We start from the raw sequence: 14,466 nt of genomic DNA, 5'->3' as shown, positions 1-14,466 counted from the left end.
CCGGTTAGAGAATCGCGCCCGGGGTGTAGGCGGCCGCCTCGGGATACCGCTCGGCCAGTTCGCTCACCGCGGCCGCGACCTGGTCGACCTGGTCGGCGGCCGCGCCGGTGAACGCCTGCCGGTCGGCGATGGCGGCCTCCAGCGCGGCCCGGTCCAGCGGCAGCCGCTCGTCGGCGGCCAGCCGGTCCAGCAGGTCGGGTTCGGCGCCGCGTTCGCGCATCGCCAGGGCGACGGCGACCGCGTGTTCCTTGATCACCTCGTGGGCGGCTTCGCGGCCCATGCCGGCACGCACCGCGGCGATCAGCACCTTGGTGGTGGCCAAAAACGGCAGGTAGCGGTCCAGTTCGCGGGTGATCACCGCCGGGTAGGCGCCGAACTCGTCGAGCACGGTCAGAAACGTCTCGGTCTGTCCGTCGAGGGCGAAGAACGCATCCGGCAGCGCGACGCGGCGCACCACCGAGCAGAACACGTCGCCCTCGTTCCACTGGGCACCGGCCAGCTCGGCGGCCATCGACGCGTAGCCGCGCAGCACCACCTGCAGGCCGTTGACCCGTTCGCAGCTGCGGGTGTTCATCTTGTGCGGCATCGCCGAGGAGCCCACCTGGCCGGGTGCGAAGCCTTCGGTGACCAGTTCGTGTCCGGCCATCAAGCGGATGGTGTGGGCCAGCGAGGACGGGCCGGCGCCGAGTTGCACCAGGGCGGAGACGACGTCGTGGTCCAGCGAGCGGGGGTAGACCTGACCGACGCTGGTGAAAACATTTGAGAAGCCCAGAAATTCGGCGACCCGCCGTTCCAGCTCGGCCAGTTTGGCGGTGTCGCCGTCGAACAGGTCCAGCATGTCCTGAGCGGTGCCCATCGGCCCCTTGATGCCGCGCAGCGGGTAGCGGTCGATCAGTTCGCGCACCCTGCTCAGCGCCAGCAGCGTTTCCTCGGCGGCCGAGGCGAACCGCTTGCCCAGCGTGGTGGCCTGCGCGGCGACGTTGTGGCTGCGTCCGGCCATCACCAGCTCGCGGTAGGCCACCGCGTGCCGGGCCAGGCGGGCCGCCACCGCCACCCCGTGGTCGTGCACCAGCTGCAGCGACTGGCGGATCTGCAGCTGTTCGACGTTCTCGGTCAGGTCGCGGCTGGTCATCCCCTTGTGCACGTGCTCGTGGCCGGCCAGCGCATTGAACTCCTCGATGCGGGCCTTCACGTCGTGGCGGGTGACCCGCTCACGCGCGGCGATCGACGCCAGGTCGACGTCTTCGAGGACGGCTTCGTAGTCGGCGATCGCCTGTGCGGGCACGGGCACACCCAGTTCGGCCTGGGCGCGCAGCACCGCCAGCCACAGCCGGCGTTCGGCGACGATCTTGGCTTCGGGCGACCAGATGTCGGTCATCGCGGTGCTGGCGTAGCGAGTCGCCAGGACGTTGGGGATGCTCACGGGCAATCAGCCTAGAGCGCGTGCAGGATGTCCTCGACCCGGTCCTTGGCGTCGCCGAACAACATGGCCGAGTTCTGCCGGAAGAACAGCGGGTTCTGCACGCCGGCGTAGCCGGATGCCATGGAGCGCTTGAAGACGATCACGTTGTCGGCTTCCCAGACGGTCAGCACCGGCATACCCGCGATCGGGCTGGACGGGTCTTCGGCGGCAGCGGGGTTGACGGTGTCGTTGGCGCCGATCACCAGGACGACGGACGTGTCGTCGAAGTCATCGTTGATCTCGTCCATCTCCAGCACGATGTCGTAGGGCACCTTGGCCTCGGCCAGCAGCACATTCATGTGGCCGGGCAACCGGCCGGCGACCGGGTGGATGCCGAAGCGCACGTTGATGCCGCGCTCGCGCAGTTTGCGGGTGAGTTCGGCGACACCGTACTGGGCCTGCGCGACGGCCATCCCGTAGCCCGGGGTGATGATCACCGAGTCGGCGCCGGCCAGCAGCTCGGCGACCCCTTCGGCGGTGATCTCGCGGTGCTCGCCGTAGTCCTTGTCGTCCGATGGGCCGGCCTCGATCCCGAACCCGCCGGCGATCACCGAGATGAACGACCGGTTCATCGCCTTGCACATGATGTAGGACAGGTAGGCACCCGAGGAGCCGACCAGCGCGCCGGTGATGATCAGCAGGTCGTTGGAGAGCAGGAAGCCCGACGCCGCCGCGGCCCAACCGGAGTAGCTGTTGAGCATCGAGACCACCACCGGCATGTCGCCGCCGCCGATGGAGGCCACCAGGTGCCAGCCCAGCGCCAGCGCCAGCACGGTGACCACGATCAGCAGCCACAGCTGCGGTGAGTACACGAACCACACCGTCAGCGCGACGAACGCCACCACGGCGCCGACGTTGAGGAAGTTCTTGCCGGGCAGCATCAGCGGGTTGGACTTCATCCGCGCCGACAGCTTGAGGTTGGCCACGATCGAACCGGTGAAGGTGACCGCACCGATGAACACCCCGATGAACACCTCGGCGGAGTGGATGCCGAACATCCCCGAGGCGGCCAGTTCCCGGGCCGCCGAACCACACGGGCGGTTCTCGACGTGCAGGTAGCCGTTCCAGCCGACCAGCACGGCGGCCAGACCGACGAAGGAGTGCAGCAGTGCGATCAGCTCGGGCATGCCGGTCATCTCGACCACCTTCGCCCGCCACAGCCCGATCGCCGCGCCCACCACGGTGGCCCCGATCAACAATGCCAGCCCGACCGTCCCGATGCCGTGATGCACGGCCAAGGCAATCGTCGCTGCCAGCGCCACCGCCATGCCAACGATGCCGAAACTGTTGCCGGCCTTGGATGTTTCGTGCTTGCTCAGCCCGGCCAGCGCCAGGATGAACAACAGCGCCGCGACGATGTATGCCGCCGAGGCGGCGGTGTCAACAGAGAACATAAGCGGGGTCTACTCCAACTTTTCAGGCGTCTTGGGCAGGCTCTAGCTGCGGGAGAACATGGCCAGCATGCGGCGGGTCACCGCGAAACCACCGAAGATGTTGATGCTGGCCAGCAGGATCGCCGCGGCCGCCAGCGCCGTGATCGCCGGGTCGTCGTGGCCGATCTGCAGCAGCGCACCGACCACGATGATTCCCGAGATGGCATTGGTCACCGACATCAGCGGCGTGTGCAGCGCGTGGTGCACATGCCCGATCACGTAGTAGCCGATCACAATCGCCAGCGCGAACACCGTCAGGTGCACCTGCAACGCCGCGGGCGCCAATGCCACCAGCGCGAACAACACCGCCGCCGCCGAGACCACCAATCCCAGCCGGCGCGCGGGCGACATCGGCGCCTTCGACGCCGGCGCGGCCACCGGGACCTCGGCGGCCTTGGCCGGCGCGGCCGAGACCTGCACCGGCGGGGGCGGCCACGTCGATTCACCGTCGCGCACCACAGTCATCGACCGCTGCACCACGTCGTCGAAGTCGAGCACCAGCTGGCCGTCCTTGCCCGGCGTCATCAACTTCATCAGGTTGACCAGGTTGGTGCCGTAGAGCTGCGAGGCCTGCGCGGGCAGCCGCCCGGCGAGATCGGTGTAGCCGATGATCGTCACCCCGTTGTCGGTGACGATCGCCTGGTCGGCGACCGTGCCCTCGACGTTGCCGCCGTTGGCCGCGGCCATGTCCACGATCACGCTGCCCGGCTTCATCGACGCCACCATCTCGGCAGTGATGATCCGCGGCGCGGGCTTACCCGGAATGAGCGCGGTGGTGATGATGATGTCGACGTCTTTGCACTGCTCGGAATAGAGCTCCGCTTCCCGAGCCTTGTAGTCGTCGCCCATCTCCTTGGCGTAGCCGGTCGCCGAGACCTCCGCCTCGGGGTCCTCGATCGACAGGTATTCCCCGCCGAGCGATTTGACCTGGTCGGCCACCTCCGGACGCGGGTCGGTGGCGCGCACGATCGCCCCCAGGCTGCCGGCCGCACCGATCGCGGCCAGCCCGGCCACCCCGGCACCGACCACCAGCACCTTGGCCGGCGGCACCTTGCCGGCGGCGGTCACCTGACCGGTGAAGAAGCGGCCGAAGACATGGGCGGCCTCCACCACGGCGCGGTAGCCGGCGATGTTGGCCATCGAGCTCAGCACGTCCAGTGACTGCGCCCGCGAAATCCGGGGCACCGCGTCCATCGACAGCGCCGTGATCGGCCGGCGGGCCAGATCCTCCACCCGGTCCGGGTTGAGCGCCGGCGCCAGCAGGCTGATCAGCGTCGCGCCCGGCTTCATCCCGTCCAGCTGCTCGGTCGAGGGTGCGTTGACCCCGAAGACGATGTCAGCGGCGCGGGCGTCGCCGATGGTCGCGCCGGCGTCGACATACGCTTGGTCGGTGAACGACGACGCCTCACCGGCGCCGGCATCGACCACCACGTCGTAACCGAGCTTGGTCAACTGCGCGACCGTCGCCGGCGTCGCCGACACACGCGTCTCCCCGGGCTGCGCCTCGGATAGGACACCGATATTCATGCCGTAGCTCTCCGCATTCGCTTCTCGTAGGCGTTTCTAGGCGTGTTGACACCCTCGGTTACCCGCCAGTAGCAAACTGGCGACAAAGGGGTCGCCGCAGCATACCGTGTGAGCTTCTCAGGCTGACACGGCGCGTTGGTCCAACGGCGCGAGCAGGTCGATGACATCGATGACCGCCGCGCGGGCAACGGTCCGCGGGCCCTGGCGATCATCGACCAGGGCCGCCATCACCGCCCCGTCGACGAGGCAGACCAGGGCGTATGCCATCTCCACCCGGGCGACCCGCCCGGAACGTTCGACGGCTTCGGTGACGGCGTCGGACCGCTGGTGCAGGATGCGGCGCTGGATTTCGCGCAGGGCGGGCTGCCGGGCGCAGATGATGGACCGCTCATACCGGGAGATGAGCTGCTCGGTGAGTTGCGGGCCGTTGCCCGGGTTCTCTTGCGACCCCACCAACAGATCCACCAGCATGTCAGCGGTGGTCTCGGCGCTACGCCGCCGCCGCGACAGCCCGGCGATGCGGGCGCGCAACTGGGCGACCTCCAACATCCCGATATGTTCGACCGCACTGGCGATCAGGTCGTCCAGGGAGGAGAAGTAGTAGGTAGTCGACGCCAAGGGGAGACCTGCGCGCTGCGCCACCGCGCGGTGCCGCACCGCCTCGAACCCGCCCTCACGTAAGAGCTCGGCGGCCGCGCTGATCAGCGCATACCGCCGGCGCTCCCCCTTGGGCGTGACCGCTGTCATCACGCCTAGAGATGCTGCCAGCACAGCTATCGCCGCATCATGGGTTTCCGCCTTTTCGCACAAACGGCCCCCGCTGGCATGATGACCGCCATGCCGGAGTTGAGCCGACGGGCGGCGCTGCGCCTCGGGGCGGCGGTGGGGGCTTTCTCTTCCTGGGGAGCGGGCGAGCTGCTCAGCGCTCGGCCCGCGCGGGCCACCCCGGCGCTTCCAACGATGACAACCGGCTCATTCCCGTCTGCGGCGCGCGGCGGCATCACCACCAACTGGGCGATCGCCCGTCCACCGGGACAGACCGAGCCACTGCGTCCGCTGATCGCGTTGCACGGCAAAGGCAGCGACGCCGCGACGGTGATGGCCGGCGGCGTGGAGCAGGGACTGGCCGAGGCGGTCGCGGCCGGGCTGCCGCCGTTCGCGGTGGTGGCCGTCGACGGCGGCGGCAGCTACTGGCACCGGCGCGCCACCGGGGAGGACTCCGGCGCGATGGTGACCGACGAGTTGCTGCCGCTGCTGGCCGACCAGGGCCTGGACACGTCCCGGGTAGCGTTCATCGGCTGGTCGATGGGCGGATATGGCGCACTGCTGCTCGGGGGCCGCCTCGGTGCACGCCGGACGGCGGCGATCTGCGCAGTAAGCCCGGCACTGTGGCTGTCGCCCGGCGCCACCGCACCCGGGGCGTTCGACGGCGCGACGGACTTCGCAGCTAACTCGGTCTTCGGGATGCCGGCTCACGCGTCGATCCCGATCCGGGTGGACTGTGGAACCTCTGATCCGTTCTCGTCGGCGACCCAGGCCTTCATCGATCAGCTGCCCCATCCTCCGGCAGGCGGGTTCTCCCCCGGCGGCCACGATGGGTCGTTCTGGAGTGCCCAACTTCCGGCCGAGTTGACCTGGATCGCCCCACTCCTGGCGGCCTGAGCCCCGAGTCCACCTGAATTGGGCATTTCTCAGGTTACGGAGTCAAGAACGCCTGTCGGGGTTCCGTAATCCAGTCGAACCGTCCCGTGAATTCGCCAATCAGTCCGCAATTCCGCCGCATTTTCCGGTCTTTTGGAGTCATTTGGCCGGTTTACTGGTGGCAAATCCCTTGTGTGACGAAGAACACTCGGCGTAAATTCGCAAGCGTACTCATAAGTAACTCACCTGTTTCTGGGCCCGGCACGAACAGATTGGAAGACTGTGATGACGAATCGACGGATGCAGGCGGTCGCTGTTGCCGCCACCGCGGGTGGCGGACTCCTGACTGCAGCATTCCTGCAAGCCGCAGTCGCTACCGCCGCGCCCGGTGCGGACGCCTTCACCATCGACGGCACCACCTTCGACCCCTTCACCACCGACAGCACCGGCACCCAGACCGAGGGCTTCGACCTGGTGGGACCACTCAACCTGGCTCCGCCGCTGCTGGGGCTCGGTGGCGGCAAGGCTCTCGGCATCCTGAACCTCGCCCCGCAGAGCTTCGATCTCTACAACGGAACCACGTCGCTCGGCACCGTCGACACCAACGAGACCGTCTCGACCCTGCTTGGCCTGCACAACACCGCGTTCACCGTGCTGAGCAGCACCGCCGCCGACGGCGTCGACGCCTCGCAGCTACCGGTGGAGGGAACGGTCTACGACGTGCTCAACCTGGGCGGCGGCTTCTACAACGTCTACGTCGCGACCCCCGGCGAGCACGGCACCGTCACCGACACGCTGGTGACCCCGTTCGGCAACACCGATCTGAGCGCGCTGTTCGCCGGCATGAACGCCGCCAACCCGCTGCAGCCCGGCGACGCCTTCGCCGCGCTGCAGGCCGGCGACAGCAGCATCGGCGACGACGCCTTCACTATCGGCGGCTTCACCTTCAACCCGTTCAGCACCGGGACCGACGGCACCGTGACCGACGGTTTCACCCCGGTGGACTCCCTCGCCAGCATCCCGCCGCTGTTGAACCTCGGCGGCGGCCAATTGACCCTCAGTACGTCGTTCCCCGAGGCCCAGCCGCAAGCCTTCGCTCCCCAAGACTTCGAGGTCTACAGCGGCACCGGATCGGAGGCCACCGAGCTCGGCAGCGTCAAGACGGCGGTGGACGTGACGAACCTGTTGGGCATGACCAACACGCAGTTCATCGTCCAGGGTGTCACCGCGGCCGACGGGGTGGACGCCGAAAAGCTGCCGGTGCTGGGATCGGTCTACGACGCGTTCAACCTCGGCAACGGCTGGGCCAACGTCTACACCGCCACCCCGGACGTCGTCGCCGAAGACGGCACCGTCACGCACGGCACCGTTCACGACACCCTGGTGACCCCGTTCGGCAACATCGACCTGAGTTCGCTGTTCGGCGGCTTCAACGCCGCCAACCCGCTCGACCCGGGCGACGCCTTCACCGGCCTGCATGTGGCCGACAGCAGCCTGGGCGACGACGCCTTCAGCCTGGGAGGCTACGTCTTCGACCCGTTCACCGGGTCGGGTGACACCATGACCGAGGGCTTCCACGTCATCCCGGCGCTGCTCGGCGCCGCGCCGCTGCTGAGCCTCGGCGGCGCCACCGTCGGTCTCGGTGACTCCACGCCGATCAACTTTGCGCCGCAAGACTTCACCATCTACGGCGGGACCGACGACGCCGACCTCGGAACCATCAGGGCCAGCGTGAACGTCTCGAATCTGGTGGGGTTTGCCAACACCGAGTTCACCGTCCAAAGCATCACGGCCGCAGGCGGTGTGGAGGACGCGTTGCTGCCGGCGAAGGGAACGGTCTACGACGTCCTCAACTTCGGCGGCGGTTGGCAGAACATCTACATCGCCACCCCCGGCGAAGACGGCACCATCACGGACACCCTGGTCACCCCGTTCGGCAACGTCGACCTGAGTTCGCTGTTCGACATGTTCAACGCAGCCAACCCGCTCGACCCGGGCGACGCCTTCACCGGTCTCGACGAGGCAATGTCAACGGCCGCAGGCAGTTTCGACCTCTTCGACCCGAGCAGCTGGTTCTGACGTTCGGTCCCCGCTAACAGATTGAAAGGTATGTGTCGATGAATCGACGTGTCCAAGCGGCCGCCGTTGCCGCCACAGCCGGTGGCGGGCTGCTGACCGCAGCGTTTCTGCACGCGGCGGTCGCGGTCGCTGACAGCGGATCCAACGCCGGCTTCACCATCGGCGATATCAGCTTCACCGACCCGGTGGCGATCGACGCGCTGACCGGCACGCAGACCGACGGGTATGAAGCCCTCACCCCGATGTTCGCCAACGCCCCGCTGCTCTCGCTCGGCAGCGACAGCCTGCTGGGTCTCTTCAGCCTCGGGTCGCAGCAGTTCACCATCGAGGACAGCAGCGGTGAAACGCTCGGCACCTTGCTGACCTCGACCAACGTTCAGAATCTCCTGGGCATCGTCACCGCGCAGTTCACCGTCACCAGCAGCACTGCGGCCGACGGCCTGACCGCCGCTCAAGCCGCCGAGCTGCCCACCGACGGCACGGTGTACAGCATCACCAACTTCGGCGGCGGATTCGCGAACGTCTACGTGGCCGTGCCCAACGCCGACGGCACGGCCGCGTCCAGCATCACCAACACGTTCGTGACTCCGTTCGGCAACTTCGACCTACCGACCCCCTATGACGCCATCGCACCGCTGGACCCGGGCGCCCCCCTGGAGGCCCTCGGCAACACGTCGGGCGTCAGCGGGCTCAGCGACAACGCGTTCACCATCGGCGGCACCACCTTCGACCCGGGCGGCGACGGCATCGACCTCCCGACACCGCTGTCCTTGTCCAGCTTTGCGCCGCTGCTGAGTTTGCAAGCCAGCGCCATCAATATCTCCGGTGGCGGCCTGGAAGGTACCCAAGCGGATCAGGAATTCGCGGTGTACTCCAACGGCGCCGACGCCGGCACCATCCACAGCTTTCTCTGGTACTCCGACGTGCTGGGGATCGACAGCACACAGTTCACCGTCGGCGCCATCGCCCCGGCCAGCTCCGCACTCGAAAGCGCCCTGGCCGCCAACCTCGACTTCAGCGGTGCCGATTTCACCGCAGAAGACCTGGCGAATGCCCTGGCCGCCAACAGCGCGGTCCTGCACTACGGCACCGGCGAGATCACCAGCAATGACGTTCTCGTCTCTCTTCTGCCCAGCGACCTCAACCTCGCCGGCAGCGGCATCACCAACGATGAAATCGCCAGCGTGCTCAACAACATCAGCCTTGCCGACCTGCCCACCGTCGGGACGGTCTACAGCGTCACCGACCTCGGCGGTGGCTTCGCCAACGTCTACGAAGCCGCCCCGGGAACCGACGGCGCGCCGGCCACCATCACCGACACCTTGGTCACCCCGTTCGGCAACCTCAATATTCCGACGACCTTTGACGCGACCGCACCGCTGGATCCGGCTGCGCCGCTGGGGGCACTCGCCGCGACGTCTGACAGCGCCGCCCTGAGCGACAACGCGTTCACCATCGGCGGCACCACCTTCGACCCGGGCGCCGACGGGTTCAGCACCGATGCCAGCTATCCGCTGTTCGGTATCGCACCGCTGCTGCAGATTGCCGGCGTCAACGCACTGGGGGCATTCCTGCCTACCCAGGACGGCATCTCGGTGTACGACGACAGCGGTGCCGCCCTGGGCACGGTCAGTTTCGGCGAGAACATGTCGAACATTCTCGGGATCGAGACCACTCAGTTCACCGTCACCTCGGTCGACGCCGCCTCCGGTCTGAGCGACGCGCAGCTTGCCGACCTGCCGACGCTGGGCACGGTCTACAGCGTTACCGACCTCTGGGGCTTCACCAACGTCTACGAGGCCATCCCGAACGCCGACGGCACGGGCGCAGCGAGCATCACCGACACGTTGATCACACCGTTCGGCAACATCGACCTGTCGAGCATGTTCAGCATGTTCGATGCCGTCGCACCGCTTGACGCGGGCGATGCGGTGTCGGGCATCGACGTCGCCGGCGCCGCCGCGGCCAGCTTCGACCTCTTCGACCCGGGCACCTGGTTCTGACCGGGACGCCCGGGGCGGTTACTGGCAGAGCTTGCCCAGTTCCGCGATCCGCGCGTCGAGATCGCGCCCCAGCTGCTCCCGATCCGAATTAGGTTGCCCGACAAGGTAACTGAGGTTCAGGTGCTCAAGTTCGCTGGCCATCGCGCGGGCAGCGTTCACGACCTCGTGCGGAGCGGCCGGGTTGGCTTCCAGCCGGCCCCGCAGGTATGCGGCACCCGCAGTCAGCGACAACCGCGCGTTGGCGGCCACCGCGAGTTGGGCAACCGGGTTCTGGGGGTCCGGGTTCTTCAGGTGCATATTGTTGGCCACCGCCTGACGCGCGAGGACTGCTGCGGCGCACACGTCCTTTGTCGCCTCGTGGGCATGCTGGCCGGACTTGGCCGACGTTCCGGTTCCCGGATGCCACCAGGTGGCCACCGCCGCACCGCCGAGGGCCCCGGTGACCAGCGCCACCGCCGCCGCCGTCGCCAATGGCCGCCAGCCCGATCTCACCGGCGCCTTGTCCGATGGTCTTTTCGCTTTGCCCGCCGGGCTTTTCGCAACTTCCGCGTGGTCGGTCGAGGTTTCTTGGGGGGCCGACTCCACGGAGTCCGGCTGGCTTTCGTCAGACATACTGAGCAATCCTACCGTCGGCGTGGCCGTCACGGCCGGGGTCGGTGTGGCCGGTTAGATCCGAATCTTGCCTTCGGCGGCGGCCAATCCGATATCGGTGCGGAAGTGGCTTCCTGGCAAGCGAATCGAGCCGAGCGTCCGGTAGGCGGCCGCGCGAGCCGCGGCCAGGTCGTCGCCGGTGCCCACCACCGACAGCACCCGGCCGCCGGAGGACACCACCGCCCCGTCGTCGCGGTGGGTGGTCCCGGCGTGCAACACGTCGTCGCCGTCGGCGCCCACGATCACGTCGCCGACCCGAGGCCGGCCCGGATAGTTCTCGGCGGCCAGCACGACGGTGACCGCCGCGCCGTCTCGCCAGCGCAGCGCACCGAATTCACCGAGTCCGCCGGTGGCCGCGGCGTACAGCAACTGCCCCAGCGGCGACTCCAACAGGGCCAGCACTGCCTGGGTCTCCGGGTCGCCGAAGCGACAGTTGAATTCCACCACCGCCGGCCCGGTCGACGTCATCGCCAGACCGGCGTACAGCAGCCCGGCGAACCGGCTGCCCCGGCGCACCAGTTCGGCCGCGACCGGCTTGACGATGTCGGCGACGATGCCCGCCGCGGCCTCCCGGGACAGCCACGGCAGCGGGGCATAGGCCCCCATACCGCCGGTGTTGGGGCCGCTGTCGCCGTCGCCGACGCGTTTGAAGTCCTGTGCCGGCAACAACGGCACCACGGTCTCGCCGTCGACAACGCAGAACAGCGAGAGTTCGGGCCCATCGAGAAATGATTCCAGCAGCACCGGGTGCCCGGCATCGAGCAGCCCGGCAGCGTGGGCGCGTGCCGCAGCCCGATCGGGAGTCACCACCACGCCCTTGCCGGCGGCCAGCCCGTCGTCCTTGACCACCCAGGCCGCCTCGCCGGCGTCCGGGCCGAACCGGCTCAGCGCGGCATCCAGGTCGGCGGGGTTGTCGACGATCTCCGAGCGGGCAGTGCGCACGCCCGCTGCGGCCATCACGTCCTTGGCGAACGCCTTGGAGCCTTCGATGCGGGCGGCGTCTTTCGACGGCCCGAAACAGGCGATGCCGGCGGCACGTACCGCGTCGGCGACGCCCAGCACCAGCGGCACTTCCGGCCCGATCACCACCAGGTCGGCCTCGACCTCGCGGGCCAGGGCGGTGACCGCCGGACCGGAGGTGATGTCGACGTCACGCTGCTCGGCCACCGCCGCGGTGCCGGCGTTGCCGGGGGCGATCACCAGGTGGTCGACCTTCGGATCATTGCGAAGGGCCCGCAGCAAGGCGTGCTCGCGCGCACCGGAACCGATCACCAGAACGCGCACAGGCTCCGCTCCTCACTCGTCATCTTCGCCGCTGACCACGGAGCCTAGTTCAGGCGCATCACCGTCGAGGATGCGGCGGACCTGGTCGGCTTCGGCAGGTAGCCGGTGCACCAGCGCGTTCCAGATGATCTCGTAGTCGATTTGCTCGTACCGGTGGCCGATATTGCGGGTGTACGCTGCGATGTTGGGTTGCGCGACGCCGGAGCGCAGCGCTAACTCGTCCTGGGTCAGTCCCGCCGCAGGGCCTATGTCTCGCACCTCGGCCGTGTCGTCCGTCATATCGTTTGATATGTGTCGGCTACTGGTCTTTCCGCTTACCCGCCACCATGGCGTGCAGGTCGGTGATGGACCACGGCGAAGAGCCGTGGTGATCGCGGTAGCCCAGCACCGCGGGAACGGGACGGTCGAATCGGCCGACGAAGCCCCCGGAGGCCAGGAACACCGATCCGGTCACGCCGGCTGCCAGGTCACTGGCCAGGTAGGCATACAGCGGGGCCACATAGCCGGCCGGCGCCGGGTCCAGCGACGCGGCCATGGTGAACTCGTCCAGCAGGCCCCGGGCGTGCAGGTCGCGGATGTGTTGTTCGTAGTCGGCGCCGGTCGACAGTCGGGTCTTCGCACCGGGGCAGATGACGTTGGCTCGTACGCCGTACTCGGCGAGCTCGGCCGCGATCGCCAGCGTCAACGCGTTGATCGCCCCTTTGCCGGCCGGGTATCCGGTGCCGCCGTAGTCGCCCAGGAAGGCAGCCGAACCGCTGTTGACGATCGACCCGCGTCGCTGCTCAGCCATGATCGGGGCGGCGGCCCGGCAGGTGTGGAAGACCGTGCCGAGGTGAGCGTCGAGCAGTTCGGAGAATTCCGCGCCGGATATCGACAGGATCGAGGAGCCGGGGGGTTCGGCGACCCCGGCGCAATTGATGAGAACGTCGACGCTGCCGTACTCGTCGCGGCAGGCCGCCATGAGCGCCGCGGCGGTCGCCTCGTCGCCGGCGGCGCCGGCCACGCCGATGGCTCGTCCGCCCGAGCCGGTGATCGCCTCGACGGCGCTGTCCACCGCAGCCGGGTCCCGCCCGTTGACCACCACTCCGGCGCCGCACGCCGCCAGAGCTTCGGCGACAGCCCGGCCGATGCCTCGGCTGCCCCCGACCACGACGGCTCCCCGTGCGGCGAGCAAGGTTTCGTCGGTCACGGCGTCGAGGTGAAGGCCGCCAGCGCTTCGGCGTTGGCGCCGGCGCCCATGAGCTCGGCGAAGAAGGCGTTCTCCCGCTCGCGGGCGGCCGCCACGTCGGGAAGCGTCGGTGCGGTGATGGCCTGTTTGACCGCCATCAGGCTGGCCAGCGGGCGCGCCGCGAGGATCTCGGCGTGCCGCAGCGCCTGCGGCATCAGGTCTTCGGGCTCGCAGACCTTCCAGACCAGTCCCATCTCGAGGGCCTGCTGGGCGGTGATCCACTCCGAGGACATCAGCAGCCATGCGGCGTTCTGGCGACCCACCAATTGCGGCAGCAGATACGACGACGCCGCCTCGGGCGCGACACCGAGGCTGGTGAACGGGCACATCAGCCGCGCGGTCGCGGACATGAATGCCAAGTCGGCGTATCCGAGAATCGTGGCGCCGATCCCGATGCCGAGTCCGTTGACCGCACAGATCAACGGTTTGGGGAACGCGGCGAGCGCGTCGATCAGCCCCAGGAAGCCGTGTCGGCCCGGGGTGAAATCCGTTGCGGTGACGCGCGCCTGCATCTCCTTGAGGTCGGTGCCGGCGCTGAAGGCCCGCCCGGTGCCGGTGAGCACCACGACCGCCACCTCGGGATCCGCGGCTGCTTGCAGCAGCGCCTCGGTGGTGGCGTCGTAGAGCGCCTCGTTGAAGGCGTTGAGCGCATCGGGCCGGGCCAGCGTCAAGGTCCGCACTCGCCCGGCGGTGGTGATCTCCAGTGTCATGCTGCTCTGGTGCCTCTCACGCGGTGCCGTGTTTGCCGAGCGCGGCGTCGACGTTGGCCTTCTTGTCTTCGGGCTTGCCCGCGGCGGCGGCCTTGCGGCGCTTGGCGATCACCTGTTCGACCACGCCGTTGAGCACCGAACCGAGCGGGAAGCCGACGTAGTGGGTCAAAAAGATCGGCAGCTCGCGCAGCTCGTCCTCGGTCAGTTCGGAGTTGTGCAGCGCGGCATTGACCTGGATCTCGGCCAGGTCTTTGAGTCCGAGGGCGGTGACCACCGACAAGGTCATCAATCGCTTGTCGCGCATGGAGAGTCCGGGTCGGGTCCAGATCCGGCCGAACAGGTGGTCGGCGGTGAGCGCGAAGTAGTCGCCGGGCATGTCCGGCATCTCCCAGGCGTAGACCTCGTTCATCTTGGCCAGGCCGGTGCGGCGCAGTTCGTCCATCAGATC

Annotated in this window: 13 protein-coding genes; 3 read left to right on the top strand and 10 right to left on the bottom strand. The window is 68.3% G+C overall.

Annotation, left to right across the window (positions count from 1 at the left end):
- Positions 1–4: 4 nt before the first annotated feature.
- The 4 genes from purB to AC5Y4Q_RS01085 form a co-directional block, all read right to left on the bottom strand.
- Complete coding sequence (purB, locus tag AC5Y4Q_RS01100; protein WP_064924066.1) at positions 5–1,423, bottom strand: adenylosuccinate lyase; 1,419 nt, start codon at positions 1,421–1,423, stop codon at positions 5–7.
- A gap of 11 nt (positions 1,424–1,434) precedes the next feature.
- Positions 1,435–2,856 (bottom strand): Re/Si-specific NAD(P)(+) transhydrogenase subunit beta, encoded by a 1,422-nt coding sequence (gene pntB / locus AC5Y4Q_RS01095; protein ID WP_064924067.1) that lies wholly within the window; start codon positions 2,854–2,856, stop codon positions 1,435–1,437.
- A gap of 42 nt (positions 2,857–2,898) precedes the next feature.
- Entirely contained in the window at positions 2,899–4,422 is a 1,524-nt protein-coding gene (locus AC5Y4Q_RS01090; protein ID WP_064924068.1) for a Re/Si-specific NAD(P)(+) transhydrogenase subunit alpha, read from the bottom strand.
- 117 nt (positions 4,423–4,539) lie between these two features.
- Complete coding sequence (locus tag AC5Y4Q_RS01085; protein ID WP_064924069.1) at positions 4,540–5,169, bottom strand: TetR/AcrR family transcriptional regulator; 630 nt, start codon at positions 5,167–5,169, stop codon at positions 4,540–4,542.
- Positions 5,170–5,247: 78 nt separating this feature from the next.
- Here AC5Y4Q_RS01085 and AC5Y4Q_RS01080 point away from each other — a divergent pair, with 78 nt between their 5' ends.
- From AC5Y4Q_RS01080 to AC5Y4Q_RS01070, 3 genes are all read left to right on the top strand, one after another.
- The gene (locus AC5Y4Q_RS01080; protein ID WP_064924070.1) at positions 5,248–6,084 is read left to right on the top strand and encodes an alpha/beta hydrolase-fold protein; all 837 of its coding nucleotides are present in this window, start codon (positions 5,248–5,250) and stop codon (positions 6,082–6,084) included.
- A 264-nt stretch (positions 6,085–6,348) separates the two neighbouring features.
- Positions 6,349–8,142: a hypothetical protein gene (locus AC5Y4Q_RS01075; RefSeq protein ID WP_125224806.1), complete on the top strand. Its 1,794-nt coding sequence runs from the start codon at positions 6,349–6,351 to the stop codon at positions 8,140–8,142.
- Between the two features lie 38 nt (positions 8,143–8,180).
- Positions 8,181–10,145: a hypothetical protein gene (locus tag AC5Y4Q_RS01070; protein ID WP_499957599.1), complete on the top strand. Its 1,965-nt coding sequence runs from the start codon at positions 8,181–8,183 to the stop codon at positions 10,143–10,145.
- Between the two features lie 18 nt (positions 10,146–10,163).
- Here AC5Y4Q_RS01070 and AC5Y4Q_RS01065 read toward each other — a convergent pair whose 3' ends face one another.
- The 6 genes from AC5Y4Q_RS01065 to AC5Y4Q_RS01040 all read right to left on the bottom strand — a co-directional run bounded on the left by AC5Y4Q_RS01065 (position 10,164) and on the right by AC5Y4Q_RS01040 (position 14,460).
- Complete coding sequence (locus AC5Y4Q_RS01065; RefSeq protein ID WP_499957597.1) at positions 10,164–10,598, bottom strand: hypothetical protein; 435 nt, start codon at positions 10,596–10,598, stop codon at positions 10,164–10,166.
- 213 nt (positions 10,599–10,811) lie between these two features.
- Entirely contained in the window at positions 10,812–12,080 is a 1,269-nt protein-coding gene (purD, locus tag AC5Y4Q_RS01060) for a phosphoribosylamine--glycine ligase (protein ID WP_064924074.1), read from the bottom strand.
- 12 nt (positions 12,081–12,092) lie between these two features.
- Complete coding sequence (locus tag AC5Y4Q_RS01055; protein WP_499957594.1) at positions 12,093–12,359, bottom strand: ribonuclease HepT family protein; 267 nt, start codon at positions 12,357–12,359, stop codon at positions 12,093–12,095.
- 19 nt (positions 12,360–12,378) lie between these two features.
- Entirely contained in the window at positions 12,379–13,269 is an 891-nt protein-coding gene (locus AC5Y4Q_RS01050) for an SDR family NAD(P)-dependent oxidoreductase (RefSeq protein WP_064924076.1), read from the bottom strand.
- Positions 13,266–14,018, bottom strand: coding sequence for an enoyl-CoA hydratase/isomerase family protein (locus AC5Y4Q_RS01045; protein WP_064924077.1), 753 nt, complete (start codon positions 14,016–14,018; stop codon positions 13,266–13,268). The genes AC5Y4Q_RS01050 and AC5Y4Q_RS01045 overlap by 4 nt, the downstream gene beginning before the upstream one ends.
- 16 nt (positions 14,019–14,034) lie before the next feature.
- Positions 14,035–14,460 carry a carboxymuconolactone decarboxylase family protein gene (locus AC5Y4Q_RS01040; protein WP_064924078.1) on the bottom strand — a complete coding sequence of 142 codons (426 nt, stop codon included), beginning with the start codon at positions 14,458–14,460 and terminating at the stop codon, positions 14,035–14,037.
- Between the last annotated feature and the right edge of the window lie 6 nt (positions 14,461–14,466).

This window comes from Mycobacterium sp. NGS16, assembly GCF_059813225.1.
The sequence above is the reverse complement of the archived record's forward strand: the minus strand, read 5'-3'. Positions and strand labels throughout refer to the sequence as shown.

What these genes read in the sequence shown, in the direction of transcription:
- AC5Y4Q_RS01090 (WP_064924068.1), bottom strand. Translation starts at nt 4,422, where the DNA reads ATGAATATCGGTGTCCTATCCGAGGCGCAGCCCGGGGAGACGCGTGTG.
- AC5Y4Q_RS01080 (WP_064924070.1), top strand. Translation starts at nt 5,248, where the DNA reads ATGATGACCGCCATGCCGGAGTTGAGCCGACGGGCGGCGCTGCGCCTC.
- AC5Y4Q_RS01070 (WP_499957599.1), top strand. Translation starts at nt 8,181, where the DNA reads ATGAATCGACGTGTCCAAGCGGCCGCCGTTGCCGCCACAGCCGGTGGC.
- AC5Y4Q_RS01055 (WP_499957594.1), bottom strand. Translation starts at nt 12,359, where the DNA reads ATGACGGACGACACGGCCGAGGTGCGAGACATAGGCCCTGCGGCGGGA.
- AC5Y4Q_RS01040 (WP_064924078.1), bottom strand. Translation starts at nt 14,460, where the DNA reads ATGGACGAACTGCGCCGCACCGGCCTGGCCAAGATGAACGAGGTCTAC.
- AC5Y4Q_RS01085 (WP_064924069.1), bottom strand. Translation starts at nt 5,169, where the DNA reads ATGACAGCGGTCACGCCCAAGGGGGAGCGCCGGCGGTATGCGCTGATC.
- AC5Y4Q_RS01045 (WP_064924077.1), bottom strand. Translation starts at nt 14,018, where the DNA reads ATGACACTGGAGATCACCACCGCCGGGCGAGTGCGGACCTTGACGCTG.
- AC5Y4Q_RS01075 (WP_125224806.1), top strand. Translation starts at nt 6,349, where the DNA reads ATGACGAATCGACGGATGCAGGCGGTCGCTGTTGCCGCCACCGCGGGT.
- pntB (WP_064924067.1), bottom strand. Translation starts at nt 2,856, where the DNA reads ATGTTCTCTGTTGACACCGCCGCCTCGGCGGCATACATCGTCGCGGCG.